Below are 24997 nucleotides of genomic sequence, written 5' to 3'. Positions count from 1 at the left end.
ACGCCGGGGCGGCGTTTCCGTTTCGGGATGGGATCTCGCCCCGCCGAGGTCGAGGCACCTCAATGGTATACCTTCTCGGGCTCGCCCACCCTGGCGTATGAACGTTCGGGGAGCTGTGCTCGAAGCCACATGCTGCGTCGAGACCGCGGGCTTGGGCCGTCTGCTTGGCATGAGAAGACCGGATGTTGCTTCCATCATGATAGGGATGGGCTGCTTCCGACCGAGGCCGTGTCAAAACGCATTGATCGTGGCCGCTAGCGCCGATCCGCAAGATGATGACGGCAGCGCGGTGGACCGCTTCAGGCTCGAATGGCCTGGATGAGCCAAGCTGCGCCGAACAAGCGGATCATCCGCTTCACGTTGTAGGCGAGGATCGCGAGGCTCATCTCGGTTCTCACGCCTTTCAAGCCCTTCGTCAGGAACGGCGTACTGCCCATCCAAGCTTTCAACGTTCCGAAGACGTGCTCGACCGTGGCGCGCCGTACCGCCATGGCGTCGGGCATGGAATCGAGCCGCCTCTGCATGGTCTCCAGCACCGCCTCATGCTTCCAGCGCTTGAAGCGCTTGACCTTCTCGGTCGTGCAGTGCGCCCGCATCGCGCAGGCATGACAGGCCTCCAGATTGCGGTATTGGTCGATGTCGCCGTGTCGATCGGAGCGCGCGGCAGACTTCGTCAGCACAGCGCCGGCGGGACAGACGTAGTGATCGGCCGCGGCGTCGTAGACGAAGTCGGCGCGCACGAAGAGCCCCTTCTTGGCTCGACCCGACGTGTCGGCCCGCGGCATAGCCGGCAGGATGCCCGTGCCTTCGCAGGCCAAAACCTCGTCGCCGTTGTAGTAGCCGCGATCGGCCAGGACCGTGACCTCCTCCGCGCCGATGGCCTGTTTGGTCTGACCGCCCATCGAAACGAGCTGGGTTCGGTCGTGTCCCTCGTTGATGACGTCATGGGCCACGACGAGATGATGCTCGGGATCGACGGCGATCTGGACGTTGTAGCCGACGATGCCCGTGCCGCGCCCGCTCGTCGCCATCGAGCGCGCGTCTGGATCGGTGAGTGAGACCTGTCCGTCGTCCGCGGCCTCCACGCGCTCCTGCATCTCGCGCAGGAAGGCCATCTGTCGGCGCAGAGCGGCGATCTTCTCGCCGATACGCTGCGTCCGCGCCTCGGGAACGTCGTTGCCTTCTCGATCCGCTCGGTCGAGCGCCGCGAGGTAGCGGGCGATGCTGGCATCCACCTGTTCCAGGCGCTTGGCGACCTTGGCCACAGTGTAGTTGCGGTCCCGGTTGTTGACCGCTTTGAACTTCGAGCCGTCCAAGGCGACGGTCGCCCCGGCGAAGAGCCTCAGATTCCGGCACAGCACCACGAACTGCCGGCAGGCCGCCTGGATCGCAGGCCCGTTGTTGCGCCTGAAGTTGGCGATCGTCTTGTGGTCAGGAGCCAGGCAACCGGTCAGCCACATCACCTCGATGTTGCGCTGCGCTTCACGCTCAAGCCGCCGGCTAGACGGCACCCGGTTGAGATAGCCGTAGAGGTAGAGCTTCAGGAGCGTGGCCGGATCATACGCGGGCCGCCCCGTCGCTGCGGGCTCGAAGCGGTTGAAGCCCAGTGTGCCCAGATCGAGGTCGTCGATGAAGGCCTCGACCACGCGAACCGGATTATCCGCGGTGACATAGTCGTCCAGCGAACTGGGCAGCAACCAGGATTGCCGACGGTCCTGCCCTTCGACGAACCGACCCATGCCGACCTCCGCAGATGAGGCCGTAAGTCTATCTCAGACCGGACTTTTGACACAGCCTCGACCCGAAGCAGCCTTTTAGCAGCTACTCGGCCGGGGCTGGATGGGCTTCCTCACCGTCGCGGTACTCCGCCCATGCCTGCCTCAGGATCTGCACCGACGACGTGAGAAAGATCCCCGCCATGATCGCAGCGACGAGCAGATCCGGCCAAGCCGTCGCCGTGCCCCACACGGCCAGCGCCGCGCCCATGACGATGACGTTGCCGATGGCATCGTTGCGCGAGCACAGCCAGACCGAGCGCACGTTCGCGTCTCCGTCCTTGTAGGGCCGCAGCAGCAGAACCGAGGCGAGATTGGCCGCCAGCGCCAGCTCGCCCACAATGCCCATGACCTCCGCCTTTGGCACGCCGAGGATCAGCGTCTGGTAGACGGTCGAGCCGAACACCCACAGTGCCATCAGGAACAGAGAGACGCCCTTGGCCAGCGCCGCCGTAGCCCGGGTGCGCAGGCTCGCGCCGATGACTGCCAGAGATAAGCCGTAGGTCACGGTGTCGGCCAGGAAGTCGAGCGCATCGGCCTTCAGCGCCTGCGATCCAGCAAGCTGGCCCGCCGCCATCTCGCCGAAGAACATCACGCCGTTGATGCCGATAACGGTCCAGAGGATGCGCTTGTAGCGGGGGTCCACCCCGTCGAACACCGGCACACCCTTCGGGCAGCAGGTGTCCGCCGCCGTGCCGCAGGCTGCGGCAGGCGTTGCCTGCACGGGCTGTCCCAGCAACGCGAGCGCGGGCGACTCGCAGCAGGCAGTTTCGCTTTTGCAGCAGCTATCAGCCATCGGGTGTCTTCCTTCCGGCTCCTCAGATAGGCTCTCTAGCCACTAGAGGTTCAAGGGCCATGAGCGACATTTCAATCGGCGAGCTGGCTCGGCGCACGAGCGTGAAGGTGGCGACCATCCGCTATTACGAGCAGGTCGGGCTGCTCACCGTCCCAACGCGCACCGAGGGCCAGCAACGCCGCTACGATGAAGCCGCCGTGGTGCGGCTGAACTTCGTCCGCCACGCCCGCGAACTCGGCTTCGACGTGCCTGCCGTGCGTGAGTTGCTAGCGCTGAGCGATCAACCCGACCGCCCCTGCGCCGAGGTGGATGGCATCGCCCGCCGCCACGTCGAGGACATCGACCGTCGTATCGCCCGGCTTGTTTCTCTGCGCCGCGAGTTGCAGCATTCCCTTGATGCCTGCGGGCGTGGGCGGGTAAGCGACTGCCGGGTGATCGAAGCGCTTGGTGATCCAGCTTTAATCGCCGGTTAGCAAACAGTTTGCCTTCCACCCAAACCGGACGAAGCTCCCACGATCATACCAACGAACGGCGGTCCCTTCTCACTTCGTCCGAGTGTCGTCGTCCTAATCGTCCCGGTGGTAGGCATCCATGAACCGGCCAAGCGTGTCGCGGCCATTCCCGTCAACATCCAGCGTGGTGTCCCAGCGCCCTCGTAACGTCGCCACGAGCTCGCTCGGATCCTGGAACGGGTCGTCCGCGACGCCGGCGAAGGCCTTGCGCATCCGCTGGAAGAGAAGCGAGTTGCTCCTGCGCTTCATGCCCTCGACGTGAAGCTGGCGCGCCAGGCTGGTGACGAAGGCCCGCCAGGCCCTGACGTCGTCACGGAAGCGAGGGACGTCGATGACCTCGCAGCCGGTGACGTAGCGGTCGCGGAACTCGGGATCGTCGACGAGGACGAGATGATGTCTCACGAGATCCTCGAACTGGCCGGCGTAATGGTCGCGATCCAACCCACGGCCGGCGGACCGGAGATAGCTCGCCGCATCGCGCCCCAACGCGGACCAGAGACGTCCCAGGTCGGCGAGGTGGCGGGCCTTCCCCTGCCTCAGGAGCATCGGGTCGGCGAGCCGGCGCAGTCGTTCCAGGGCCTGCAGGCGACCTCGATGGCCGGCCTTGACGAACAGGTGCCCGTGCTCGGCGCGGCAGGACGCCGAGCACCACGCGCCGAGCTGGGTCCAGGCGAAGTACCTCGCCTTCCAGCGTTCGTCCCCGCCGCCGCCGCCCGGGATCGGCACGTAGGGCCTGGTGAGCCTGCGCCTGGGCGCGGTCTCGAACCCGAGCGCGTTCACGCTGCGCTCCAGGACGCCGGGCGGCAGGTCCCTGAGGAGCTCGACGGAGATGCGCAGGAACCCGGGGTCGGGACGGTACTCCGAGACGATGTGGCCGCGCTGCAGCCACAGGTCGAGGCTGCCGGCGGGCGCGTCGGCCGGCTCGACCCACATGGCCGGCAGGCGGACGACGATGCCTTCGGCGAGCCGGACGTCGGGATGGGGCCCGATCCGCGTGCGGCGCCCGTCGCAGGCGGCCGTCACCGCCGTCCTCCACGCCCTCCGCCCAGCGGATCACGGCGGCGTGGCGCCTGGCGACGAGGCGGGCCCGGCACATCATCTCGGCGTTCCCGCCGCCGCCGAACGCGGCCCGGGTCGCGTTCCCGGAACCGTACACCAGGGTGTGGGCGCGGGTGCCGCCGGGCGTGAGCCAGGCGACGTGGTAGACCTTCGCGTGGACCAGGCCGCGGACGCGTCCGAGCGCCGCCTCGACCACGGTGCCGCCCGACCCCAGCGACCGGATCATGTCCATGTCCCCGGGCCGGCAGTTGCCGTCGACGACGGCGGACAGGCGCGCCGGCCGCAGGTCGGCCAGGAGCCGCTCGAAGAACGCGCGCCCGACGTAGGGCGTGATCACGAGGACGGAGAGGGCCGTCCAGCCGGGGCGCCCGAGCAGGTCGTGATGGTGGCGGTTCATGCGATCCCGTTCCATCCGCGGGCGTTTGGGTGTACCACGGTCACCACGTCGCGGGCACGGATGCGGTCGGCACGATCAGGGTCTCTCCACCGCGAGGGCGATGCCGGTCCGGATCGGTCGGTGGACGGGCACGGGGCGAGGCCGCCGCTACCGATGCGTCACCCGGTTTTCGCCGCGGGCGGCTCAAGTGCCTGATCGGCCATCGCTATCGCCCTGCCCCGCGCGGGGGGCGCGGGGACGTGACACCACGCGTTTCGGTGTCGAACGATGGCATCCCATGCCGTTTGGCTTCGTCGAAACCTAGCGCGAATGACCCGATACCGTCCAATTCGCATACCAGACCGAAACCGACGCTGCGTTGTTTCACGGTATCCAACTACCGCAGACCCTCCTCGTCCTGGTATCCGATGCCACGGGAAGTCGGCTGGCTCGTGCGAGGATCATGCGGAACCCGCGCCGTTTCGGCGGGCCGTGAAACCATACCCGCAGTGGTTCTTTTCGTTCATGCGAAGGGCATCACCGTCCGCGATGACCCGACGACCTCGGGGCGGAAACGGTCACGGGGCCTCCGCTTGGCCGGCTGCGGAGGTACGTCCGGACGTGGGAAACATCCCTTGCGTTCTGGCCCGACCCCACGGATCGGATCACAACCCGCAACGCAGCGTCTCGCGGTATCTAACTACCGCGAACCCTCCTCGTCCCGGTGTCTCGCGCCGCGACCGGTCGGCGCGTGCCAGAACGAACGGTCGATCTGCCAGATCGCCAGGCGAGCCTTGAACATGGTCCGGAGCGAGGCCGTCGCCGGGTGGGCGTCGGCCCATCTCGACCCGTCCGGGGGCATCGCGCCGACCAGGTACTCGACCAGCCCGTGCTCGTCGTCGGCCCGTCCCACCGAGGTGACGAAGGCCGCGGCGAACGCGGGCAGCGTCAGCCTCACCCCCGACCGGCGTGCGGGATTGCGCATCTGGACCATGACGCTCGTGACCGTCGCCGGGTTTCCGTCGTCGTTCCGGAAGAGGCGGTCGTCCGGTTCGATGCCCGGCCATGCGGCGAGATACGCGTCGATCATCATGCCCAGGTAGGGGGCCACGGGCAGGATCCGCCTCCTCGACTTGACCGGGCTGCCGTCCACGGTCTCGTCCGCCAGGTCGACGTCCACGACATCCTCGCCGCCCGGCCGCCAATGGCGCCGGCGAAGGGCGACGATCTCCATTCTCTGCAGCCCGCATCCGAACGCCAGGGCCACCATCGCGGGGCCTCGCCGGGTGATCGGTCCCGTCGACCTCGCCGTCTCGTACCCGGAGGCGAGGAGATACGGTTTCGCTTCGTCCAGGGTGATGTGCGCCATTCCCAAAGCATCGCGGCGCCGGATGAAGGCGAGGTTGCCGAGGGCTTCGAGGCGATGTCCCAAGCTGCAGGAGCAACGACCTCGCGTTCAGGTTAGGCTCGGCCCCGGATGCCGTCATGGGGTGCGTCCGACCCTTGCGGCAGCATGGCCTCCCATGATCGGATCAGCTTCGGGCACCTCTGCCGGAACGCGTCGCCGGCGGGGGTAAGCGAACCGGTCCTGCGGACCCGGACCTCGAAGAACGGGATGCCACCGAGCGCTGTCTCCACGCGGTCGATGGCCGCCATCACGACGGCCCGCCTGACCCCGAACGCGACCGCGCTGCGCTCCAAGGCTCCGCGGCCCGCGCGATGGGCCTCCTCGACGGCTCGGCTGGCCATCCGAAAGTCGACTAGGGAAACGCGGACGTCCATGTCCGCGAGCGTGGCCGACCTTCATTTCGAAACCCACAACGTGGTCCGTTCGGGCGCGGGATCCGAACTCGCCCCCTTCGCCCCCGCGCGACCGACCGTTGTTTGCATTCCGCCAACAAACCATGGAGCCGTTGCTCCCGGTCGGCCAACAAACCGTCCCCGTCTTGTTGGCGCAAACCGAACAAAGATCGGCTGGGTTTGTTCGATTTCCGCCAACAAACTTAGAGGCCTTAGTTGGGGGTTCGCCAACAAACCTACCTGAGATGGCGCCTCAGTCGAAGAGCTCGGGGTTCGACGAGAAGCCGGTTCCCCAGCCTATCGACCATTGCCTCCAAGACATCGAGCGGCCGGCGACCGAGGAGCACCTGTTCCGCTTAGGGCAAGCGCCCCTCCACCTTCGGCATCGGGGCACGCATCCGGATACCGATCCGGGACCATCGACGAACCAGCGCTGGTCTTCGCAGCGCACGAGGCCAACACCGGGCAGCGTGGCCTTCGCGGTCTCGGTGGCCTCCGACGTCACGCCCGCGCCATGCATCGCCATGGCCAGATCCCCGCTCGCTAGACCGGCCGGTCCGCCGTCCCAGAGGATGCCGAGCAGGGCCTTAACTGCCTCGGCCGCCTTGGTGCCGGCCTCGCGTGCCGGCGGGATGCGCCGACACGGTCTCGACGGATAAGCTCACGCCGAGCGACCGAGCATGGCCTTCCGCGCATCGTCGAGCGCCCGGACGACGTCGGCGTGCCTGACGGTCATCACGGCCTCGTCCAGGACCAACAGCCCCCTGATGCGCGCTTCGATCGCCCTCCGCTCCGACCTGTCGCCGTCGTCGATGGAGTAGGCCGAGCGCGATAGCACGATGCGCCGATCCTCGGCGTCCAAGGTCCTATCCGAAATGGTCTGTTTCCTCAGGTCCACCTTCGCTTCGCGAACGACAATGGGCAGCTTTGCGTCGAATTCCTCGACGTACAACAGCGAGACCACCAGCCTGTCGCTGTCCAGGCGTATGATCTCGACGTCGTCGAGATCGCCGTAGAGGACGCTGGCGCAACCCACCACGCCGCGCAACGGCAAAGGAAGGTCGTCCTTCCTCTCTCGGCGAAAATGGATCATGCCCCGCCGCTCGGCATGCGCCACGCCGGCCTCCATGGCGGCATCGCAGGCATCGCGGATCCGGTCCGGATCGCGGAGCGTGAACAGGAAGGCCATCGCGGCTTCCTTTGCCTTGGTCACCCCGCCGAAGAACACCCGTGCGTCGCGCCGCAGTCCGGAGGCGAGGTCGCTCAGGGCCACGGACCTCGTGAAGGTCCCGAGCGCAAAGTACAGAAGAAGGTCCTCCCGTCGCGCCGCCGCGGCCCTATCGAGATCCTCGCGGTCGTAAAGGCCCTCGCACCATGCAAGCGCCCGCGGGATCGAAACGTTCGATCCCCTGAGCTCCCGCGCGACGTCGGGCGGCAGCTCCTCGGTCGCCGGTTCCCGCCCCAGGTCCATAACGGTGAGCCAAAACCTTTCGAGGGTCGGCCTCATCCGCTCCGCGAGCGGCTCCCGAGAGTAGGTCGCACGCTCCCTGGGAGGCGGACGGAACGTGATGGCTCGCTCGACGCGCCGGACCTGACGCCGGTAGAGGAACGCCCGCTCGTCCGCCGGGTCCCGGAACGCCAGGACTACGCCCAGTCCCACGACGAACCCGTCCACCCCGAGCGCGTCCCGGACCATGTCCTTGAGCTCGGTCGGGGTGAAGTACCTCTGGAAGGTCCCGCGCGAGGTCACGAAGCCGTCCCCGTAGGGCCGAAGGCCAGCCGTAGGGCGGTGACCGGCGACCATGACCGCGACGGCGAGGACGCGGCGGCAGTGGGACCACGCCAGCCTCAGGGTCTCGATACGCTCGGCCGGCTTCTCGATGACGTTGAGGACGAAGCCTAGGTTGACCGCGTCCGCCGGGGCGCGCCTCCCATCGGGCCGGAAGTGGGGGTCCCAGCCGAACGCGTCGACGCCGCCGTCGACAAGCGCGCGCACGTCGTCGCCTTGGCCACACCCGTAATCCAGGACGGTGGTGCCCGGCCCGACGAAGTCGTGCCGCACGAGGGACTGCATCGGAGCCGACAGCCTGTTCCTGGCGATGGCCGTCCGGTGGCGGGCGATCTCGACGGGCGGCGGCGCCACGGGAACCAACTCGTGCCCATCCAGTGGCCTGCCCCCATTCGGTGGCCCAGGTTCGAAGTTAGTGCATCGTCGGTCGCGTGACGATGGCGGGGTGAGCGAGCGGCCCTGAGCCGCTCGGTTCGGTTGGCCAGATGACGACCTCGGGCGCAGGTGGCTGGTAGCCGAGTGAGGAGTGTGGCCGGATGCTGTTGTAGTGCCTCCGCCATTGCTCGATCACGACGCTGGCCTCTTTGAGGGTGTAGAACACCTCGCCGTTGAGAAGTTCATCCCGCAGCTTCGCGTTGAAGCTCTCGCAATAGCCGTTCTCCCACGGACTGCCCGGCTCGATGTAGGCGGTCGCTGATCCAACCGCCGCGATCCAGTCCTGAACGGCCTTGGCGATGAACTCCGGCCCGTTGTCCGAGCGGATATGCCCTGGCACCCCGCGCAGGCTGAACAGGTCCGAGAGTACATCGATCACGTCCAATGCCTTCAGCTTACGAGATACGCGGATGGCCAGGCACTCGCGTGTGAACTCGTCGATGACGTTCAGCATCCGGTACTTGCGTCCATTGTGCGTGCGGTGCTCGACGAAGTCGTAGGACCAGACGTGGTCGGGACGCTCGGGCCGTAAGCGAAGGCAGGAGCCGTCGTTGAGCCAGAGGCGCGACCGCTTCGGCTGGCGAGCGGGAACCTTGAGGCCCTCGCGGCGCCAGATCCGTTCGACCCGCTTCACGTTCACCGTCCAGCCATCGCGCCGGAGCATCGCGGTGATCCGACGGTAGCCGTAGCGCCCATACTGCAGAGCCAGGGCGACGATAGCAGCCGTCAAAGCAGCCTCGTCCTCGACCATCACGGCGACTTTGCGCTGCGTCGAACGATGCTGACCCAGGACACGGCAAGCGAAGCGTTCGGACACACCGTGCTCGGCAACGACGTAGTCGACACAAGCCCGGCGGCGAGCCGGGCTCAGAAGTTTCCCGAAGCTGCCTCCTTCAAAATGAGCTTCTCCAGCGTCAGGTCCGAGATCGCCCGACGCAGACGCAGGTTCTCCGTCTCCAAGGACTTCAGCCGCTTGACCTGATCACCCTTCAGACCGCCGTACTCGGAACGCCAACGGTAATACGTAACCTCGGTCACCTCGATCGACCGGATTGCTTCAGCAACCTTGCGACCCTGCGAGACCAGGACATCGACCTGCCGCAGCTTAGCGACGATCTCTTCAGCCGTATGCTTCTTCCGTCCCATAAAAACATCCTCCAAATGGCCCAAAGCCATACATCAGGGAGGACCACTTTTCAGGGGGCAGGCCACAGCCCCGTTGCAGCTCGCCGAAACAGCCGGAAAGGCAGGTGCTGCCGATCAGGAATGAATGGTCGGATTATCCCCTTGATCGATTGATCGGATCCTTGCGGACCGTAGCCCAATGGTGCATTGCATAGGTACACATGTTTTATAGGCGCACGTGACAAGTCTCTGCGACCAAAAGGCTTTTCGGATCGGCTTCGAGAGTCCCCCCCCTCTCCGCCACTTAAAGCTCTTCTGACTTGATCAACTAGACCCTCTGACAGAGGGAGACCGCGCTGAGCCGACGCCCAATAGAGGCGTCATTTTCGTGCGTGTATCAACAAATGTACCAGCCGGTTCGCGGTGTCCCAGGTCGCTTCGATACCTAACGGCATCTGGTTCAGGTTGGTGCTTTCAGATGCGCGTCCCGGCCTTCTTTCGCTCCGATTTTGGCTTTGCGAGACCGCTTCCTATTCTCCGTCCCTCTCCCGGTCCGCTTGCGAGACGCGACGCTGAGCGATTGGCCGGTCGGCTCGTGGCGCCCTGCCTCTATCGCCTAACGTGCGCTTGCGGGCGGTCGGTCAATATCCGCATCTCACCCCGAGCCGAAGTCGCCGGCCGTTTGACGAACGACCGCTTTGGGGGGAGCGGCCGCAGAGCTCCCGACGGCTGGGTTGGGTCCGGTAGCAGATCCTTCCTACAGGTGCCGAGCGTCAGATCTCGCCCCTAGTAGGCACCCTCGTCGGGGATGTTGAGGAGGGTGCCGCAGGCCTTGCAGTGCACGGCGTCCGGCTCATGGCGCTGCAGCCCGCATGCGTTGCAGGGGAAGCGAACCTTGTAGGGGCGGAACACCACCTGCGCGAGGCGGAAGAACAGCGTCACGCCGCAGATCATCACGAAGACCGACAACAGCCGGCCGGTCGGCCCCGGCAGGGTAATGTCGCCGTAGCCCGTCGTCGTCAGCGAGGTCACCGTGAAGTACAGCGCGTCGACCGGCGTCTGGATGGCCGGGTTGGAGCCGTGCTGCGTGGCGTAGACGATGCCGGTCATCGTGAACACGAAGACCACCAGGTTGGTCGCGGCCAGGATCGCGTCCTCGTTGCGGCGGAACAGGTCGCTGTCCTGCCGCAGCCGCTCCAAGAGGTGGTAGGTCCGCAGCAGGCGCAAGGTCCGCAGGATGCGCAGGAAGCCGACGCCCTCGACCAGCACGGGGGCGAGGAACGAGGCCACCGCCACCACGTCCGTCCAGGTGCTGAGGTGCCGGAACTCGCGCAGCGGCGCTGGGCTGATGAACAGACGGGCCGCGAAGTCCAGCAGTACGCACAGGCCAAGCGCCACGTCGCTGGCAACGATCCAGGGGCTTAGCGGCAGGAACGAGGTGACGACCACGAAGACGATGGTCGCGACGTCGAAGACGAGCAGGCCGTAGCGGAAGCGATGTGCGCGTCCGGTGTCCTCCTCGTAGAGCTCGCGCAGCGTCGCGGTGAACGTCGTCATTGGTTGAAGGGCCGTAAGGGGTGGATCTCAGAAATCCCGCGTGATGCCGTACCCGGCCACGGCGCCCGCTTCATCCCCCAAAAGCCACGACAGCACCATCACGGCACCCATCCCGAGGAGTAGAACCCCCGTCAGGGCGAGGATGATATCGGACAGACGGCCGTCGATGGCGCCGGGACGGCGCCCTGGGAACTGAGGCGGCACGATGCTTCACGCGGTTCTGGGAGGTCGAGGAAGGCTGATGCGGCCGGGTGCAGCGGCTGGGCGCTGGCTGAGGTCCGGGCCGGGCCGGCCGGGGCGAACCGCAGCACCAGCGCCCCGGGGGCCATGCAGGCCAGCAAGCCGATCAGCACGCCGACCTGGGTCTCGGCCTCAAGCCCGGGCGCCTTTGCGCAGGCGCGCAGACCGATGAACAGGCTCACGGTGAAGCCGACGCCGCAGAGGAGCGAAACGCCGTAGACCCCCCACCATCCGGTATGGGGGGGCGCTGCGCCAGCCCGAGCCTCACGGCAGCGGGGGCGAGCCCGCCCCCCCCCGGCCTGCTTGCCCACAAACAGGCCGAGCGCAACGCCGAGCCGTTCGTCTTCAACTCCGGTCGCCGGGTCGAGGAGCACCCGCGGCGTGTTTCCCGCCAGCGATACGCCCGCGTCGGCGCAGCCGAAGGCCGGCAGGATCAGGTCAGCTGACCCGGGATGGACCGCGTGCTCCAGGATGTGCAGTGGCGAGGTCGGATCGTCCGCCGACCGGCATACCCTCTGGCCCTGTCGGCGAAGGCTTGCAGGCCAATCGGTGACGGGAGGGCGATGTCGGTTCTCACGGCTGGGTTTCCTCGACGAGCGGCTCGCCTTCGTCGAGCGCCGTGACGATCCGGGTCCGCACGAGCTTCAATGCGGCTTGTACCGGATCGGCCCAGTCAGGCCGTTGGGCCTTCTGGATGGCCTCAGACGGCACGACGACGAAGAACCGCGTCCGACCCCGTGAACGGGCATGCCAGAAGCCGCGAACCTCGATGCCGTCCGCGACCGGCCGCGCCTTGACGATGAAGTCCTGCCCAGCGTGTGAGAATGAGAGGCGAGGAGGCGTTGATGGCATGTAGTCTTCTGAGGTCCTAAAATGGATTTTTATCGGAAAGTAGACCGTCGCGCAGGAGGTGACAACGTTATCGCGCTGCCACGTTGTAACGTGGTCACGTGGCGACGGGATCTCGACGATATCATGTGGCGCACACCAGCCGCGGACGCGGTGGGAGCGTGCGCGCGGGCCGGGCGAGCCGTGATGTTATGGCCGCCCGGCCGACGTAGTCGCTGTTCAGGTGTTCGTCGGGGGCTTGCTGGGTTTGAAGCTTCTACCCCTTGGCTCAGCCTTCTGCGGGTCGGGCTTGTTTGCGAGCAGGCGCTTCACCCGCTCGTTGAAGTCCTCTGCCGTGACGCTCTGCGCTTTGCCGGTCTTGAGTTCGAGCGCCATCTCGGCCTCCGTGTCGTGGCCCAGGGCACGGGATTGCGCTGAGGGATGAGACCCTATGCGCCCTATCGGGGCTGAAACCTAATACGGCCAAGCTGGCGTCGAGTGGCGGCCTGATGGACGCCCCGGGCAGGGCGCTGTAGCTCTACCGCATGGCCAAAGAAATCCCCAGCGTCGTCGACCTGCGCCGCAAGTCCGAGGTGACGGACGACGAGATCGCAGCGGCTACGACCGCCTACCTGACGGATGCCAACGCCGAGCCGTTCGTCTTCAAGTCCGGTCACCGGGTCGACGTAGCCAAGGCGATCGAGATGCACCCCCAGGCCAAGAAACTGCTGGCGGAAGAGGCCACCACCCCGGGGCTGAGGCGCACGATGGTGATGACCGCTGTCCTCATGGGCTTCCCGGTCCAGGGATGAGCGATGAACCGTCCCCGCCCGATCGGACTGCAACGCAGCATATGATGCGCCGCCTCGATGGGTTCGCCCGCGGCCTTGGGTTGGACGAGGCGATGACGCGCGAGATCGTCGAGAAGGTCGCGGCCGACATGCCCGATGTAGCGGACGACGAGCGCCTTGCTGAAGCGCGCCGCCGGATGACCGTGGCGTCGGCATAGCGCATGCTCGAGGATTCGGACCCGATCGCCGAGGCCGTGGCCGTCATCACGTCCCGCGGCCACACCGTCGAGGCCGATGACGATTTCGAACACTGGCGCGTGGATGGCGGTGTGTGGCTCACCGCCGGCGATCTGCTCGCGCTGGCCATCTGCCTGGGCCTGAACGCCGGGACCGGGAGGTTGCAGTAGCGGCGTGCGTGGAACGCACCGGCACGCGGCTGCGCAAGAACACACGCGCCAGGATCCTGGTGTTGCTGACGTGCGAGCCTCCGATTGCCGCCCAGATCGCGAGCGCGCCGGCATGCCGGCCGGGAACGGGGATGCGAGGCCAGCCTGGCCCTTGCTCGCGCCGGAGTGCTTGGGCGTGCAGGCAGGAAGAGGTGTCTGCGGGTTATTCGGTCAGCATTCGGCAATCTCCCCAGCTTTCGTTCTGAGGGCACGCATCGCTTTCTGGTTCTCGTGCGTTTCTGATTGGCAATCGCTGAGAACCGAGCGAGTTGGACGAACGAGTGGAGGCGGACATGCTACGCGGTGGGTTGCTATGGCTGATCGGAATACCGTTGCCGATCATTTTATTGCTATGGTTTTTTGGTGTTTTTCACTGAACCAGGGGGCGTACGGGCATGTCTTACACGATCGAAGTCACGATTGCCGAGCCTGCCTCATCCGATGAGGAGGTAGAGACGCGCATGTATCAACTGCCGGATCCCTACGAGACGGTAGCGAGCGCTAGAGAGGCCGCTGTCGCACATATCGCCAGCCTCGACGCGGCGCCGGCGGTGGTGATCTACACTGTATTCGATCGTGAAGGCTTCACCGTCGCCTCCAGTGTCGATGAATTGGCCGAGGCCGGGTGACGACGACGCTCTAAATCCCGGCTCTCGACCGCCTCGACCACGCTTAGATACGAAAAGGCCACGCCCGAAGGGGCGGCCCGAATACTTGAGAGGAAACGCCCTTGGGAGGAAACGCCCTTGGGAGGGCTGCAGGACAGCGGCGCCATCGCGATCCGACGTGATCGACGTATGCCGACCGACCTCAGCAAACAATCGCCGGCAGGCTCCGTTTTACGCAGCCGTGAAGCTGACGTCCTTCCCAGGCTGCATTCACACCATCGCTTCGGGCCATAGTCAGGTGTGGGCTATCGGCAGGGTGCCCACCTGGGTGGTGTAGCGCTGGGTGCGCATCTCGAACGTCGCGTTCCCTTCCTGCTTGGCCACCAGTCCCGCACGGGCCGGCACCATTGAGCCATGCCCCCAGCGTGCATTGCAGGCGTCCATCGCTGCCATCAGCGGCTCGGATCGTCGTGGGCGTCGGCGCCGAAGCAAAAGTCGAGCGCCGATTCGCGCACCGTCGCCCATCGCGCCGGGGTCCGGTGGCGGCACGGCGAGGCACGTTCGGAGATGTTCTCGCTGGCCCCGTGCCACATCGCGGCGGGGTTCGGGATCAACGTGGAGGCGAGACCGGATGACATCCGGTCGAGCTACGCCGAGGGCAGCCACTGAGCCATGCGACCAGAAGCGGGGTTGCCCAGCAAGGGGTTGGCGCGGTCAGGCGCCCCCTTCGTAGCCGCCCCGCCTGGCCTCCTGCCGAGCTATCTCCAAGACACAAGCACGGCCTCGGCTTGCGAGGATGCAACCTGATGGCTCCGGCTGACCGCGGCATGGTCGAGGCGTCGAGAGCCGGATACCGCTTCCGCTACCGGGAGCCCTGCTCGTTGCCGGTTCACGAGATCATCACCTTCTGGCGTCGTACTCATGCAATGGAATGGGCCAGGGACTGTCACCGGATGACGCTCTGGTTCATGCGTCGCGTCGATACAGGGTTCGAGGTATAGCGGCATGCTGTTTTGGGCCTGGTTCGACTCCCTGTCGCTGTTCGACCAGATCGTGATCGGGACCTGCATCGCCGCGATCCTGTCTGGCATCTACAAGGTCGGCTACAAGCATGGGTTTGCGGCCGGTGAAGCCTCGACCAGGACCCGATGGAAGATCCCATGGCCCTGATTCGACTCCGACGAGTTCCGGTTCCGCATAACGCGACCAACACGTCCGCGATTGGGGCCGCGCCGATGGTCTTGGTGCGGGTGGGCGCCGGCCGCTGGTGGACGCTCAGATAGCCCGGAAGCAAGCAAGGGCTGCCCATCCGGAACGCTGACCGATTGAGGTAGGCCAGGAACGTCGAAGACGCCGCTACGCTTGACCGCTCGACATGCGTGGGAGGTGTGGTGATGAAGGTGTTTCAGATCCGTCAGGGCGCGACCGGCACGATCCTCTGGACCGGCTCGGCCGCCGACCCGATCGCCGCGTTGGACGCCATGGCCCACGAGGCCGGATACTACGATCACGCCGACATCCCCGATCACCTGCGGGCTGGTGGCCTGCATGCTGAAGAGATCCGGGTCTGACGACATCGCGCGTCACGCCGGCGATCGATCGGCTGACAATCCGAGGTGGAGGTCGATGGCGTGGGGAGCGCTGTCAGCCTGCTGGACGCGCGGCCCGATCCGATCACGGGCTGGCGGGGGAGGTCGTCTATCGCACCGGCGCCCGTGTAGGGTGCCGGGATCCGGTTAGCGCACCGTGACCTGGGCTGGCACTGGGTCGGAACAGACGGTGCGGGTCTGCGGGAGTCCGGCATGGCGAACGCAGAACGAGCGCTCGGACTTATTCAGCTACGACGTTCTGAACCGGCTCGATGGCGCGAGGTCCAGTTCGAACCAGGGCAGCCATAAGCCTCATCGCGGCTGCTGCGGCATCAGCGAGCTCGACCTCAACCCCCATACGGTCGAGCAGCGCCCCGGCGACAGCGTCCGGCACGAGGTAGGTCATCGCACCGTTGCCAAAGCCCGGCTCCAGCACCGGACCGCACTCGATGACCTCGAGACCGGTATGGCGCAGGTCGCAGCAGATCCGATCGAAGATCGCCTCCACAGCCGCAGGCGACCCCTCCAGGGCCTGTACGAAGAACAGCCCGGTGAACATCAGCGTACCCGTGACGCCGGCCTGGACGTTGCGGCGCTGCGAGGTGGCGACCGCCGCGTCGATGGTTTGCTGCACCGCCTCGGCGTCCCCGGCGATCGTACTGCGGCTCCGATAGACCAAGCGGAACAGGTCGGTATCGTCGGGCGGTGTCATGCAGCCTCGCGCGCATCAACGAACGACAGGAACTCGCCGAGCGGCAGCGGGCGGCTGACGTGGTAGCCCTGCACCTGATCGCAGCCTTCCGCGGTCGTGAAGGCGAACTGCTCTGCCGTTTCGACCCCCTCCACCGTGATGCTCATCCCAAGGCACGTCCCCATGGTGATGATCGCCCGCACGATTGCGGCGCTCTCCGGATCGGACGGGAGCTGGCGCACGAACGACTGGTCGACCTTGATCTTGTCGAACGGGAAGCGGCGGAGATAGCTGAGCGAGGAATAGCCTGTCCCGAAATCGTCCATCGAGATGCTCACGCCGGCTGCCCGCAACCGGGTCAGCGTGGCGAGCGTGCGTTCCTCGTCCGACAGCAGCACGCCCTCGGTGATCTCGAGTTCCAGCCGGTCGGCGCTCAGGCCTCCGGCTGAAAGCGCAGCCTTCACGGTGTCGGCGAGCCGCACGTCCCGGAACTGGGCCGGCGAGAGGTTCACGGCCACGCGGATATGCGTCGGCCAACGCGCCGCCTGGGCACAGGCGGTGCGCAGCACCCATTGCCCCAACGGTCCGATCAGACCGGTTTCCTCGGCCAGCGGGATAAAGTCGGCCGGCGAGACCAGGCCACGATCCGGATGATGCCAGCGCACCAGCGCCTCGGCGGCGTTGATACGGCCGGTGCGCGCGTCGACGAGCGGTTGGTAGTACAGCTCGAACTCCTGAACGGCGATGGCGCGCCGCAGATCGGCCTCCAACCCGCGGCGGGCCTGCATTCGCGCGTCCAGCGCGGGCTCGAACCTCCGGAACGTACCCTTGCCGTCCGCCTTGGCCTTGTAGAGCGCGAGGTCGGCATTGCGGAGAAGCTGATCGGGATCGATGCCATCCATCGGGGCGAGCGCAGCGCCCACCGATGCGCCGACGTTGACGAGCATGCCGTCGATCAGGAACGGCCGGCCCATCAGATCGATGATGCGAGTCGCCAGCGCGTGCGTGGCCTCGGAGCCCGCAACGTCGACCTGAAGGACCGCGAACTCATCGCCGCCAAGGCGTGCGACGATGTCATGCGCGCCGAGCGCTGATTTCAGGCGCTCGGCGGTCTTTCGCAGGAGCGTATCGCCAAGGCCGTGACCGAGCGTGTCGTTGACCAATTTGAACCGGTCGAGGTCGAGCATGAGGATCGCGAAAGCACGCCCGTGCTCATGGTACGACGCCGCGTGCTGCGCGACCAATTCGTGGAAACGGGTCCGGTTGGGCAGATTGGTCAGCGCATCAGAAAAGGCCAGCAGGCGCATCCGGGACTCGGTTTGCAGGCGCTCCCGCTGGTCGCGGACGGCCAGCACGGTCTGCGGCTTGCCGCCCAGTCGGACGTCGCTGCGCAGGACGCGCACCGGGACGCGCTGCCCGTCGGCGCCGATCAGCTCCGCCTCCCGCTCCTCGCGCTCAGGCATCGTGGTGACGTCGAGCCCGGGGAACAGCTCGGACAGGTGGCGGCCGTTCAGCGCGCCTGCGCCCAGGCCCGAAAGACGCTCGAGGCTGCGGTTCGCGGTCGTGATCACCATCCCGTCACAGACCGCTAGCCCCTCGACCGCGAGGCTGGCCAATTCGCGCAAGCGTTCCTGGTCTCGCCGAACCTGGGCGCGGAAATTCAGGGTCAGGCGCAGCCCGACCAAGGCCAGAGCCAGCAAGCCGAGCGATACGCCCGCCACCACGGGCGCCATCAGCTCCGGCGGGACGGCCTCGGGGGGCAGCAGGCGCGCCGGATCGAAGGTGAGCGTCATCGCGGCCATCCCGCAGAAATGCAGGATGGCGATGGCAGCGATCAGGAGTGGCGCCCCAGCGCGTCGGAGGTCGCGGCGCCGCTCGCCCGTAACGACCATGGCGGTGCCGAATACGAGCAGGCTCGTGGGGATGGACAGGGCCAACAGGTGCGGATCCCAGGCGACTGTGCCGGCGACGACGTAGGATGCCTCGCCGAGGTAGTGCAGAGCGGCGACGCTGGCGCCGAGGAGGATGCCGATCAGGAAGCGATAGGCACGACTGCGCTGGCCGATCGCCAGGGCGACGCTGATCCCGATCCCCGCTATGGCGACCATCAGCGACAGGGTGGTCAGATAGGGATCGAACGCCGCGGGCATGCCTGGCTGAAAAGCCAGCAGGCCGATCATGTGAGTGGCCCAGGCGGTGCAGCCCGAGGCGATGATGCTAGCGCACGCCCAAACCGCAGCCGCGCGCCCTTCGGAACGCGCCGCATGGGTCGCGACGGAAAACGAGCCGTAGACGCCAACGATGCAGACGCCTGCAGCGAGCAGGATCAGCCCGTGATCGTGCGCCTGGGTGAGACACGTATAAACTGATCGCATACCAAGCTCCGGGGCCTAAAACCTAAGCTTGGTCAGTTAATAAAAGCTGCAGAATTCGAGGTGCTAGAAGATGCATCACAGTTATTGGGCGACGTGGACCAAGAACTCGAGTCGCCAATAACATAAGTTATAATGCCGCTGGTCCTTGGCTGGCTGTGCGGGAGGCGGTCGCGACATTGGCCTGCCCTCATTCGGTGGCCCAAGCTCGACGTTAGTGCATCGTCGGGGCGCGACGATTGCGGGGTGAGCGATCGGCCCTGAACTGCTCGGTTCCGTTGGCCAAATGACGACCTCCGGGGGAGGCGGGTGGTAGCCGAGCGACGCGTGCAATCGGATGCCATTGTAGTGCCTCCGCCATTGCTCGATCACGACGCTGGCCTCCTTGAGGATGTCGAACATCTCGCCGTTGAGGAGTCCATCCCGCAGCTTCGCGTTGAAGCTCTCGTAGTACCCGTTCTCCCATGGACTGCTCGGCTCGATGTAGGCGGTCGTCGATCCGACCGTTGCGATCCAGTCCTGAACGGCTTTGGCGATGAACTCCGTTGGCCTGCCCCCTGAAAAGTGGTCCTCCCTGAGGTATGGCTTTGCGCCATGTTGGAGTTGACCCCGTTTGTGGTCCACGGCCTATGCAGGTTCTCGGGCTGTGACAGCTTGGTTGGCGAAGGCTCGGGGCGTCAAGCCGCCCAGGGCCGTGTGGGGTCGATCTTCGTTGTAGTGGCACCTCCAGTCCTCGATGCGCTCGCGGGCATCGGCCAGTGACAGGAACCACGAGGCGTTCAGGCACTCCACTCGGAGGCGGCCGTTGAACGACTCGATGTAGGCGTTGTCGGTCGGCTTGCCCGGTCGGGAGAACTCGATCTCGACCCCGTTCAGGTAGGCCCACTGGTCGAGCATGCGCCCGGCGAACTCCGGTCCATTGTCGACCCGCAAGCTCTGGCCCGTCCCCTCAGCTTGACCAAGGCGTCCCGAGCCTCGGTCACCTGGAAGGCGCGGAAGTTGGCTCTTGGCGTGAGTGAGAGCGCCTCTCGCGTGTGGCAATCGACGACCGTCAGGATCCGGAACGGACGCCCGTCGAACAGGCGGTCGGACATGAAGTCCATCGCCCAGACCTCGTTGGGTCCACCGATTGCCAGTCGCCCCTGGCGACAGCGCCAAGCCCGCTTACGCTTGGGCAGTTTGGGCCGGATCGACAGCCCCTCGTCGCGGTAGATCCGGTAGGTGCGCTTGTGGTTCACCTTCCAGCCCTCCCGTCGCAACAGGATGTGCAGCCGTCGGTAGCCGTAGCGCACCCGCGCGGCGGCCAACTCCTTCAGCCGCATGCGCAGCGCTACTTGAGGGTCCGAGCGCTTCCTGTAGCGCTGCGACGAACGGCCGAAGCCGGTGGCCTGGCAGGCCCGACGCTCGCTGATGTCGTAGGCCACCTGCAGGTGGCCGGCGACCTCACGGCGAGCGGCGGGCCTCACCACTTTCGCTTGAGCACATCCTGCAACATGGAGCGGTCCAGCGTCAGATCGGCGACCAGCCTCTTCAGCTTACTGTTCTCGTCCTCTAATTGCTTGAGCCGGCGGATCTCCGGCACGCCCATGCCGACGAACTGCTTCTTCCAGCGGTAGAACGTCGGCTCGGACACGCCCATCTTCCGGCAGACCTCATCCACCGTCGCACCATTCTCCGCCTGCCGCAGGGCGAAGGCGATCTGTTCGTTCGTGAAGCGTTTGCGAGGCATGGCATCCACCCTCCTTCAGGGTTCAGGATGCCCGAAAAACTTGCGCTCAGCGCGGACCAGTTTGGTGGGTCAGGGTCAAGAACCGTCCCCAAAGAGTTAACGATCCGCCGGGGCTCTTCGGCCGATGTTCCTGACCGTCACCAACGATAGCGCAGCGTCGCGAGGATCGTCTGCCTATTACCGTAGAAACACCCGGTGGCAGCGATGCACGTCGTCACGTAGGTTTTGTCGAAGAGATTCGTCGCGTTGAGCGCGAGATCGATGCCCTTCAGGGCGGGGTAGCGATACCCGAAATCATACCGCAAGGCCGCGTCGACGAGCGTGACGACCGGTGTCCGATAGAGATTGGCGTTGTCGCCCACCGAAACACCGATGTAGCGAACGCCCGCTCCCAGGCCGAGGCCCGCCCAGTCGCCCGTCCGGATCGTATAGTCGAGCCAGACGGACGCCTGATGGCGCGGAACGAACGGCAGTTCGTTCCCGACGATGCTGGCTCCCGTCGCATCGGCGTTCGCCTTGGTGAATCGACTGGTCATGGCCGCATAGGAGGCGACGAGGTCGAGACTGTCGGTCAGGCTCGCCTTGGCCTCGAGTTCCAGCCCGCGGACCCGTGCCGCGCCGGCCTGGGTATTGAAGCGGAAGTCGATGGCATCCGGCGTCAGCACGTTCTGCTGCCTCAGGTCGAAGACCGCCCCGGTCAGCAGGAGGTTCGTTCCTGTCGGCTGCACCTTGATGCCGCCCTCGATCTGATCCCCGGTGGTGGGCGCGAACGGTGAGCCGTGCCGGTTCGTGCCGGAGGTCGGCTGGAACGAGGTCGCGTAGCTCACATAGGGGGCGAAGCCGCCGTCGAAGAGATAGCTCAGTCCGACCCGACCGGTGAAGGCGGCATCGTCCTGCTTCACCCGCGCCAATGCACCGGTCGCTGCCGTCCGGGTGCGGGTGACGGCGTCGGCCCAGTCCTGCCGCCCGCTCAGCGTGAGGCTGAAGCCGCCGAAGCGGATCTCGTCCTGCGTGTAGAGGCCGACTTGGTTGCGGCCTTGCGTGATCCGCGTGCCCAGCGGCGGCCGGGTGACCGTACCCGCGTAGACCGGCGCGAAGATGTTGACCGAGGGGACGACCCGCAATTGCGATTCGTCGTAGCGCGCATCTTCGCGCAGGTAATCGGCGCCGAGGAGCAGGGTATGGTCGAAGGGCCCGGTGGAGAAGCGCGCCTCCGCCTGATTGTCGACGTTGAACAGGTTCGAGTGCTCTGGGAAGGCCCAGGCGTAGCGGGAGAGCGTGCGGCCGTCGGCCCCGAGCCCGATGGCCTGAACCCGCTGGGTGTCGGCTTCGACATGGGCGAAGCGCAGGTTCTGGCGCACGGTCCAGACGTCGTTGGACCGATGTTCGAAGGTGTAGCCGATGAAGCCCTGGTCGAGCTTGAAGCGATCGTAGTTCGGCTCACCGATGAACCGGCTGGTCGGAATGCGCCCGCGCGGGTTCGTGTACAGGGTGCCGAGCGTCGGCAGGCCTTGTGGCGCGCCGCCTCCGGGCGAATCGATGTGCAGGTATTGCGAGAGAATCGTGAGCGACGTGTCGGAATCCGGCCGGAACGTGACGCTCGGTGCGATGAAGACCCGATCCTCCTCCAGATCGTCGACCTGGGTGCCGGTGGTGCGCGCGAGGCCGGTGAGCCGGTACAGGATTCTGCCGTCCGGATCGATCGGACCCGACAGATCGAATGCGGCCTGTGCGCGTCCGAAGCTGCCGGTCTGGAGCTGGATCTCACGCACGGGAACCGCGCTCGGCCGCTTGCTGACGAGGTTGAGCAGACCGCCCGGCGAGTTCTGCCCGTAGAGCCCCGAGGCCGGGCCCTTCAGCAATTCGATGCGCTCCAGGCCGTAGGATTCGATGCGCGGCTGCGAGTATCCGCGAGCACCGAACGGCAGGCGCAACCCGTCGAGGTAGCGCCCGGGCACGAAGCCGCGGACGTAGAGCCAATCGTAGCGCACGTCCGTGCCGTACTGGGTGAGAACCCCCGGCGTGTAGAGAAGCGCTTGGCTGACGCTCTGCGCCTGCCGATCCTCGATCTCCTTTCGGCCGATGACGTTGACCGCCTGGGGCGTTTCGAGAAGCGACGTGCCGGTCTTGGTCGCGGTCGTGCTGCCGCGGGCGACGTAGCCATGTGTGGGTCCGACGGCGGTTTCGCTGGTCACCTCCAGCGCATCCAAGACGACGCCGCCGTCCTGGATGCCGGCGGGCTCGACCTCGGCGACGATGCCCACGAGGGTCGCCGAGCGCTGCGCCGTGAATTGCGGCACCAGCCCCGTACCCGCGAGCAATCGGCGGAGCGCTTCCACCCGGTCGTAGCGTCCGGTGATCGGTGTCGCGCGGAGCCGGCGAGTCGCGTGACTGTCGTAGATCAACTGGACGCCGCTGATCGCTCCGTAGGCCGCCAGGGCCTCGTCCAGGGGCTGAGCCGCGATGGCGAAATCCAGGGTCTCGTCCGCGTCCGCGTCCGCGACGATTGCGGCAATGCGGGTGATCCGCGCGCCGATGGCCGTCCCGTCCCGCGCCGCATGGTCGATGGCTGCCGAGGTCGGCGTCGGAATGGCGAGCACCAACGCCGCGACACCACTCAATCCGATGACCATGCGACAGCCATTCCCCGTCCGGTTCGCCCCGCGTTCTTGAACCGTCATTCGCCCCACCGTCCCCGCGCGGTTTGCAACCGCGGCCCGGCGGGTCATGATCGCCCGCCTGACTCTTCAGACGTGCCCCGGGTGACGAGCCCGCAAAAAAACCCAATGGCTCCCGCGCCGGCCTCGCCGACCTCAGCGGAGAATGACGAGCCGGTCGCCGAGCCGCACCTCCGAGAGGGCGAGCGCGGTGCGGATGCTGCTGAGGGCCTCTTCCGGACGTGCCAGATGAAAAATTCCTGTCACGCGTCTCGCGGCGGCCGCCGAACCGGCCAGGACGATCCGACCGGGGCGGTATCGGTTGAGATCGTCCACGACCTCCGACAGGGGCGTGTCGCGGAAGACGAGAAGGCCACGCCGCCATGCCGCCACATGGGCGACGTCGATGAGGTGAACGCCGCGCGCATCCGGCCCGATCCTGATCTCCTGTCCCGCCATGAGGCGCGTCGTCGGCGCTCCCGCGGCGGGAACGACCGTGACGGCGCCGGACAGGCAGGACATGTCGGCGTCCAGGGCGCCGACCCAACCGGAGAGGCCTTCGCTCGGCCTGCAGCGCACGATGAACTCCGCGGGCCGACCCAGCTCGGTGACGAGGCGCCCCCGGCCTGCGCCCAGGATGAGCGCCGCACCGCTGGCCGGGACCGTGACAGCGACCGAGCCCGCCTGCAGGGCCATGTCGTGTCCCTCGTCGTCGAGGCGGGCGTCCAGGGCGGTTTCGGCATCCAGCTCGATGCGGATGCCGCCCGACAGGACCACCGTTCGGATCTCACCGGTTCCTGTCCGATAGGCCGCATTCAGCACCGGCCATCGCAACGCGAGCGTCGCGCCGGCGGCGATCGAGGCCGATGCGATGCCTCCCGCGGCCACCCGGCGGAGCATGCGGCGCCGGGTCATCGCCAGCAGGTCACCGCGGCTGGCAGGCGCGCGCGCTGGGCCGGCAAGGGCGTGGCCCGCCTGCTTCCAGAGTCCTGCTGCAGCCCGGAAGGCGGCGTCCTGCTCCGGATCGGAGCGCCAGGCGGCAAGCGCCTGTGCGTCGTCCTGCGTCGCGGTGCCTGACGTCAGGCGAACCACCCAGGCGCGCGCGTCCTGCGCGATGCATCGGTCCCTGTCGGCGGACGGTCCGCCATGATCATCCGGCGCGCTCATTCGTCTCTCGCCGTTTGCCGCGAGCGTTTCAAGCGATCTCCTGAAGGGCATTCCATGCCGGGGACCATTGTCATCAGGAGGATGCCGCGATCAATCCGGCGATCGTCCGGATCGCAGACGGTCGGCACAATGATCGAGAGCCATCCTGACCTCTGCCTCCACGGTGCGGAGCGATACGCCAAGACGGGCGGCGATGGATGCGTGACTTAGACCTTCGATCCGGCTGAGCCGGAAGGCCTCGGCGCGCCGGAGAGGCAATTCGTGCAGTGCCGCGTCGAGAGCCTGCACCTCACCACGCGACTGAGCGAACTGCTCCGGGCCCGGCGTCTCGTCGGCAACCATCAAGAGCTCGTCTATCTCAATGGCCGTGAGGATGCGAGAATGGCGCAACTGCGCACGCTTGTGGTCGAGGACCAGGTTCGCTGCGATCTGAAACAGGAAGGCGCGCTCGTTGTGGAGACGTGTCTGGCTATGTCCCGAATGTGCGATCCGGAGGAATGCCTCGTGCGCCAAATCCGACGCATCGTTTTGGCCGACCTTCCGACCCAGAAAGCGCAGCAAGGCTTTACAATGGGTACGATAAAGTCTCGCTAAATGACTTGCGCGCGCCTCGCGCGAAGGAGTGACGACAGCCATCGACCTCTGCCAGCGACAA

At 66.4% G+C, this 24997-nt stretch carries 21 protein-coding genes and 4 pseudogenes; 6 read left to right on the top strand and 19 right to left on the bottom strand.

Features of this window, described 5'->3' with window-relative positions:
- Positions 1 to 299: 299 nt before the first annotated feature.
- A complete protein-coding gene (locus FVA80_RS20540; RefSeq protein ID WP_147911022.1) occupies positions 300 to 1739 on the bottom strand; it encodes an IS1182 family transposase in 1440 nt (479 codons plus the stop codon).
- A gap of 82 nt (positions 1740 to 1821) precedes the next feature.
- Positions 1822 to 2571 carry a cation transporter gene (locus FVA80_RS20535; RefSeq protein ID WP_147910740.1) on the bottom strand — a complete coding sequence of 250 codons (750 nt, stop codon included), beginning with the start codon at positions 2569 to 2571 and terminating at the stop codon, positions 1822 to 1824.
- Between the two features lie 59 nt (positions 2572 to 2630).
- On the opposite strand from FVA80_RS20535, the gene FVA80_RS20530 reads away from it, so the two are divergent.
- Positions 2631 to 3044 (top strand): helix-turn-helix domain-containing protein, encoded by a 414-nt coding sequence (locus FVA80_RS20530; RefSeq protein ID WP_147910739.1) that lies wholly within the window; start codon positions 2631 to 2633, stop codon positions 3042 to 3044.
- A 93-nt stretch (positions 3045 to 3137) separates the two neighbouring features.
- Here FVA80_RS20530 and FVA80_RS20525 read toward each other — a convergent pair whose 3' ends face one another.
- From FVA80_RS20525 to FVA80_RS30640, 9 genes and pseudogenes are all read right to left on the bottom strand, one after another.
- Positions 3138 to 4106 (bottom strand): hypothetical protein, encoded by a 969-nt coding sequence (locus FVA80_RS20525; RefSeq protein WP_147957864.1) that lies wholly within the window; start codon positions 4104 to 4106, stop codon positions 3138 to 3140.
- A gap of 1112 nt (positions 4107 to 5218) precedes the next feature.
- Positions 5219 to 5887 carry a hypothetical protein gene (locus tag FVA80_RS20520; protein ID WP_147910737.1) on the bottom strand — a complete coding sequence of 223 codons (669 nt, stop codon included), beginning with the start codon at positions 5885 to 5887 and terminating at the stop codon, positions 5219 to 5221.
- A 92-nt stretch (positions 5888 to 5979) separates the two neighbouring features.
- Positions 5980 to 6267: a hypothetical protein gene (locus tag FVA80_RS20515; protein WP_147910736.1), complete on the bottom strand. Its 288-nt coding sequence runs from the start codon at positions 6265 to 6267 to the stop codon at positions 5980 to 5982.
- A gap of 712 nt (positions 6268 to 6979) precedes the next feature.
- Positions 6980 to 8461 (bottom strand): DNA phosphorothioation-associated putative methyltransferase, encoded by a 1482-nt coding sequence (locus tag FVA80_RS20510; protein WP_187193445.1) that lies wholly within the window; start codon positions 8459 to 8461, stop codon positions 6980 to 6982.
- Between the two features lie 58 nt (positions 8462 to 8519).
- A protein-coding gene (locus FVA80_RS20505) for an IS3 family transposase (RefSeq protein WP_147911033.1) occupies positions 8520 to 9688 on the bottom strand; the annotation gives its coding sequence in 2 pieces (ribosomal slippage) (positions 8520 to 9424 and positions 9424 to 9688; 1170 coding nt in all).
- 765 nt (positions 9689 to 10453) lie between these two features.
- The gene (locus tag FVA80_RS20500) at positions 10454 to 11224 is read right to left on the bottom strand and encodes a potassium channel family protein (RefSeq protein WP_147909899.1); all 771 of its coding nucleotides are present in this window, start codon (positions 11222 to 11224) and stop codon (positions 10454 to 10456) included.
- A 131-nt stretch (positions 11225 to 11355) separates the two neighbouring features.
- Positions 11356 to 11964, bottom strand: a pseudogene (locus FVA80_RS20495) (Na+/H+ antiporter NhaA); the annotation flags it as partial.
- Between the two features lie 73 nt (positions 11965 to 12037).
- Positions 12038 to 12316, bottom strand: coding sequence for a hypothetical protein (locus tag FVA80_RS20490; protein WP_147909900.1), 279 nt, complete (start codon positions 12314 to 12316; stop codon positions 12038 to 12040).
- Positions 12317 to 12532: 216 nt separating this feature from the next.
- Positions 12533 to 12688, bottom strand: coding sequence for a hypothetical protein (locus tag FVA80_RS30640; protein WP_187193444.1), 156 nt, complete (start codon positions 12686 to 12688; stop codon positions 12533 to 12535).
- Positions 12689 to 12837: 149 nt separating this feature from the next.
- On the opposite strand from FVA80_RS30640, the gene FVA80_RS20485 reads away from it, so the two are divergent.
- The 3 genes from FVA80_RS20485 to FVA80_RS20470 all read left to right on the top strand — a co-directional run bounded on the left by FVA80_RS20485 (position 12838) and on the right by FVA80_RS20470 (position 14158).
- Positions 12838 to 13104, top strand: coding sequence for a hypothetical protein (locus FVA80_RS20485; RefSeq protein ID WP_147909901.1), 267 nt, complete (start codon positions 12838 to 12840; stop codon positions 13102 to 13104).
- A gap of 200 nt (positions 13105 to 13304) precedes the next feature.
- Entirely contained in the window at positions 13305 to 13490 is a 186-nt protein-coding gene (locus tag FVA80_RS20475) for a hypothetical protein (RefSeq protein WP_147909903.1), read from the top strand.
- 434 nt (positions 13491 to 13924) lie between these two features.
- Positions 13925 to 14158, top strand: coding sequence for a hypothetical protein (locus FVA80_RS20470; protein WP_147909904.1), 234 nt, complete (start codon positions 13925 to 13927; stop codon positions 14156 to 14158).
- A gap of 273 nt (positions 14159 to 14431) precedes the next feature.
- On the opposite strand, the pseudogene FVA80_RS20465 reads toward FVA80_RS20470, so the two are convergent.
- Positions 14432 to 14605 (bottom strand): annotated as a pseudogene (locus FVA80_RS20465) (DUF4113 domain-containing protein); the annotation flags it as partial.
- A gap of 537 nt (positions 14606 to 15142) precedes the next feature.
- Between FVA80_RS20465 and FVA80_RS30635 the strand changes: the two are divergent.
- Together FVA80_RS30635 and FVA80_RS30630 are read left to right on the top strand one after the other, a co-directional pair.
- Positions 15143 to 15307 carry a hypothetical protein gene (locus FVA80_RS30635; RefSeq protein ID WP_187193443.1) on the top strand — a complete coding sequence of 55 codons (165 nt, stop codon included), beginning with the start codon at positions 15143 to 15145 and terminating at the stop codon, positions 15305 to 15307.
- A gap of 224 nt (positions 15308 to 15531) precedes the next feature.
- Entirely contained in the window at positions 15532 to 15708 is a 177-nt protein-coding gene (locus FVA80_RS30630) for a hypothetical protein (protein WP_187193442.1), read from the top strand.
- Between the two features lie 259 nt (positions 15709 to 15967).
- On the opposite strand, the gene FVA80_RS20455 is transcribed toward FVA80_RS30630, so the two are convergent.
- The 7 genes and pseudogenes from FVA80_RS20455 to FVA80_RS20425 form a co-directional block, all read right to left on the bottom strand.
- On the bottom strand, positions 15968 to 16438 hold the full coding sequence (locus FVA80_RS20455; protein ID WP_147909907.1) for a BLUF domain-containing protein: 471 nt from the start codon (positions 16436 to 16438) through the stop codon (positions 15968 to 15970).
- A complete protein-coding gene (locus FVA80_RS20450; RefSeq protein WP_147909908.1) occupies positions 16435 to 18792 on the bottom strand; it encodes an EAL domain-containing protein in 2358 nt (785 codons plus the stop codon). The genes FVA80_RS20455 and FVA80_RS20450 overlap by 4 nt, the downstream gene beginning before the upstream one ends.
- 211 nt (positions 18793 to 19003) lie before the next feature.
- Positions 19004 to 19332 (bottom strand): annotated as a pseudogene (locus FVA80_RS20445) (transposase); the annotation flags it as partial.
- A gap of 84 nt (positions 19333 to 19416) precedes the next feature.
- Positions 19417 to 20518, bottom strand: a pseudogene (locus FVA80_RS20440) (IS3 family transposase).
- Between the two features lie 137 nt (positions 20519 to 20655).
- On the bottom strand, positions 20656 to 23151 hold the full coding sequence (locus tag FVA80_RS20435; protein WP_246692047.1) for a TonB-dependent siderophore receptor: 2496 nt from the start codon (positions 23149 to 23151) through the stop codon (positions 20656 to 20658).
- A gap of 180 nt (positions 23152 to 23331) precedes the next feature.
- Positions 23332 to 24342 (bottom strand): FecR domain-containing protein, encoded by a 1011-nt coding sequence (locus FVA80_RS20430; protein ID WP_187193440.1) that lies wholly within the window; start codon positions 24340 to 24342, stop codon positions 23332 to 23334.
- 90 nt (positions 24343 to 24432) lie between these two features.
- The gene (locus tag FVA80_RS20425) at positions 24433 to 24978 is read right to left on the bottom strand and encodes an RNA polymerase sigma factor (RefSeq protein WP_147909911.1); all 546 of its coding nucleotides are present in this window, start codon (positions 24976 to 24978) and stop codon (positions 24433 to 24435) included.
- Positions 24979 to 24997 lie beyond the last annotated feature (19 nt).

The organism is Methylobacterium sp. WL1, from assembly GCF_008000895.1.
In the GTDB taxonomy this organism is placed as follows: Bacteria; Pseudomonadota; Alphaproteobacteria; order Rhizobiales; family Beijerinckiaceae; genus Methylobacterium.
The sequence above is the reverse complement of the archived record's forward strand: the minus strand, read 5'-3'. Positions and strand labels throughout refer to the sequence as shown.

What these genes read in the sequence shown, in the direction of transcription:
- FVA80_RS20540 (WP_147911022.1), bottom strand. Translation starts at nt 1,739, where the DNA reads ATGGGTCGGTTCGTCGAAGGGCAGGACCGTCGGCAATCCTGGTTGCTG.
- FVA80_RS20535 (WP_147910740.1), bottom strand. Translation starts at nt 2,571, where the DNA reads ATGGCTGATAGCTGCTGCAAAAGCGAAACTGCCTGCTGCGAGTCGCCC.
- FVA80_RS20530 (WP_147910739.1), top strand. Translation starts at nt 2,631, where the DNA reads ATGAGCGACATTTCAATCGGCGAGCTGGCTCGGCGCACGAGCGTGAAG.
- FVA80_RS20520 (WP_147910737.1), bottom strand. Translation starts at nt 5,887, where the DNA reads ATGGCGCACATCACCCTGGACGAAGCGAAACCGTATCTCCTCGCCTCC.
- FVA80_RS20515 (WP_147910736.1), bottom strand. Translation starts at nt 6,267, where the DNA reads ATGGCCAGCCGAGCCGTCGAGGAGGCCCATCGCGCGGGCCGCGGAGCC.
- FVA80_RS20500 (WP_147909899.1), bottom strand. Translation starts at nt 11,224, where the DNA reads ATGACGACGTTCACCGCGACGCTGCGCGAGCTCTACGAGGAGGACACC.
- FVA80_RS20490 (WP_147909900.1), bottom strand. Translation starts at nt 12,316, where the DNA reads ATGCCATCAACGCCTCCTCGCCTCTCATTCTCACACGCTGGGCAGGAC.
- FVA80_RS30640 (WP_187193444.1), bottom strand. Translation starts at nt 12,688, where the DNA reads ATGGCGCTCGAACTCAAGACCGGCAAAGCGCAGAGCGTCACGGCAGAG.
- FVA80_RS20485 (WP_147909901.1), top strand. Translation starts at nt 12,838, where the DNA reads ATGGCCAAAGAAATCCCCAGCGTCGTCGACCTGCGCCGCAAGTCCGAG.
- FVA80_RS20475 (WP_147909903.1), top strand. Translation starts at nt 13,305, where the DNA reads ATGCTCGAGGATTCGGACCCGATCGCCGAGGCCGTGGCCGTCATCACG.
- FVA80_RS20470 (WP_147909904.1), top strand. Translation starts at nt 13,925, where the DNA reads ATGTCTTACACGATCGAAGTCACGATTGCCGAGCCTGCCTCATCCGAT.
- FVA80_RS30635 (WP_187193443.1), top strand. Translation starts at nt 15,143, where the DNA reads ATGCTGTTTTGGGCCTGGTTCGACTCCCTGTCGCTGTTCGACCAGATC.
- FVA80_RS30630 (WP_187193442.1), top strand. Translation starts at nt 15,532, where the DNA reads ATGAAGGTGTTTCAGATCCGTCAGGGCGCGACCGGCACGATCCTCTGG.
- FVA80_RS20455 (WP_147909907.1), bottom strand. Translation starts at nt 16,438, where the DNA reads ATGACACCGCCCGACGATACCGACCTGTTCCGCTTGGTCTATCGGAGC.
- FVA80_RS20450 (WP_147909908.1), bottom strand. Translation starts at nt 18,792, where the DNA reads ATGCGATCAGTTTATACGTGTCTCACCCAGGCGCACGATCACGGGCTG.
- FVA80_RS20435 (WP_246692047.1), bottom strand. Translation starts at nt 23,151, where the DNA reads ATGGTCATCGGATTGAGTGGTGTCGCGGCGTTGGTGCTCGCCATTCCG.
- FVA80_RS20430 (WP_187193440.1), bottom strand. Translation starts at nt 24,342, where the DNA reads ATGAGCGCGCCGGATGATCATGGCGGACCGTCCGCCGACAGGGACCGA.
- FVA80_RS20425 (WP_147909911.1), bottom strand. Translation starts at nt 24,978, where the DNA reads ATGGCTGTCGTCACTCCTTCGCGCGAGGCGCGCGCAAGTCATTTAGCG.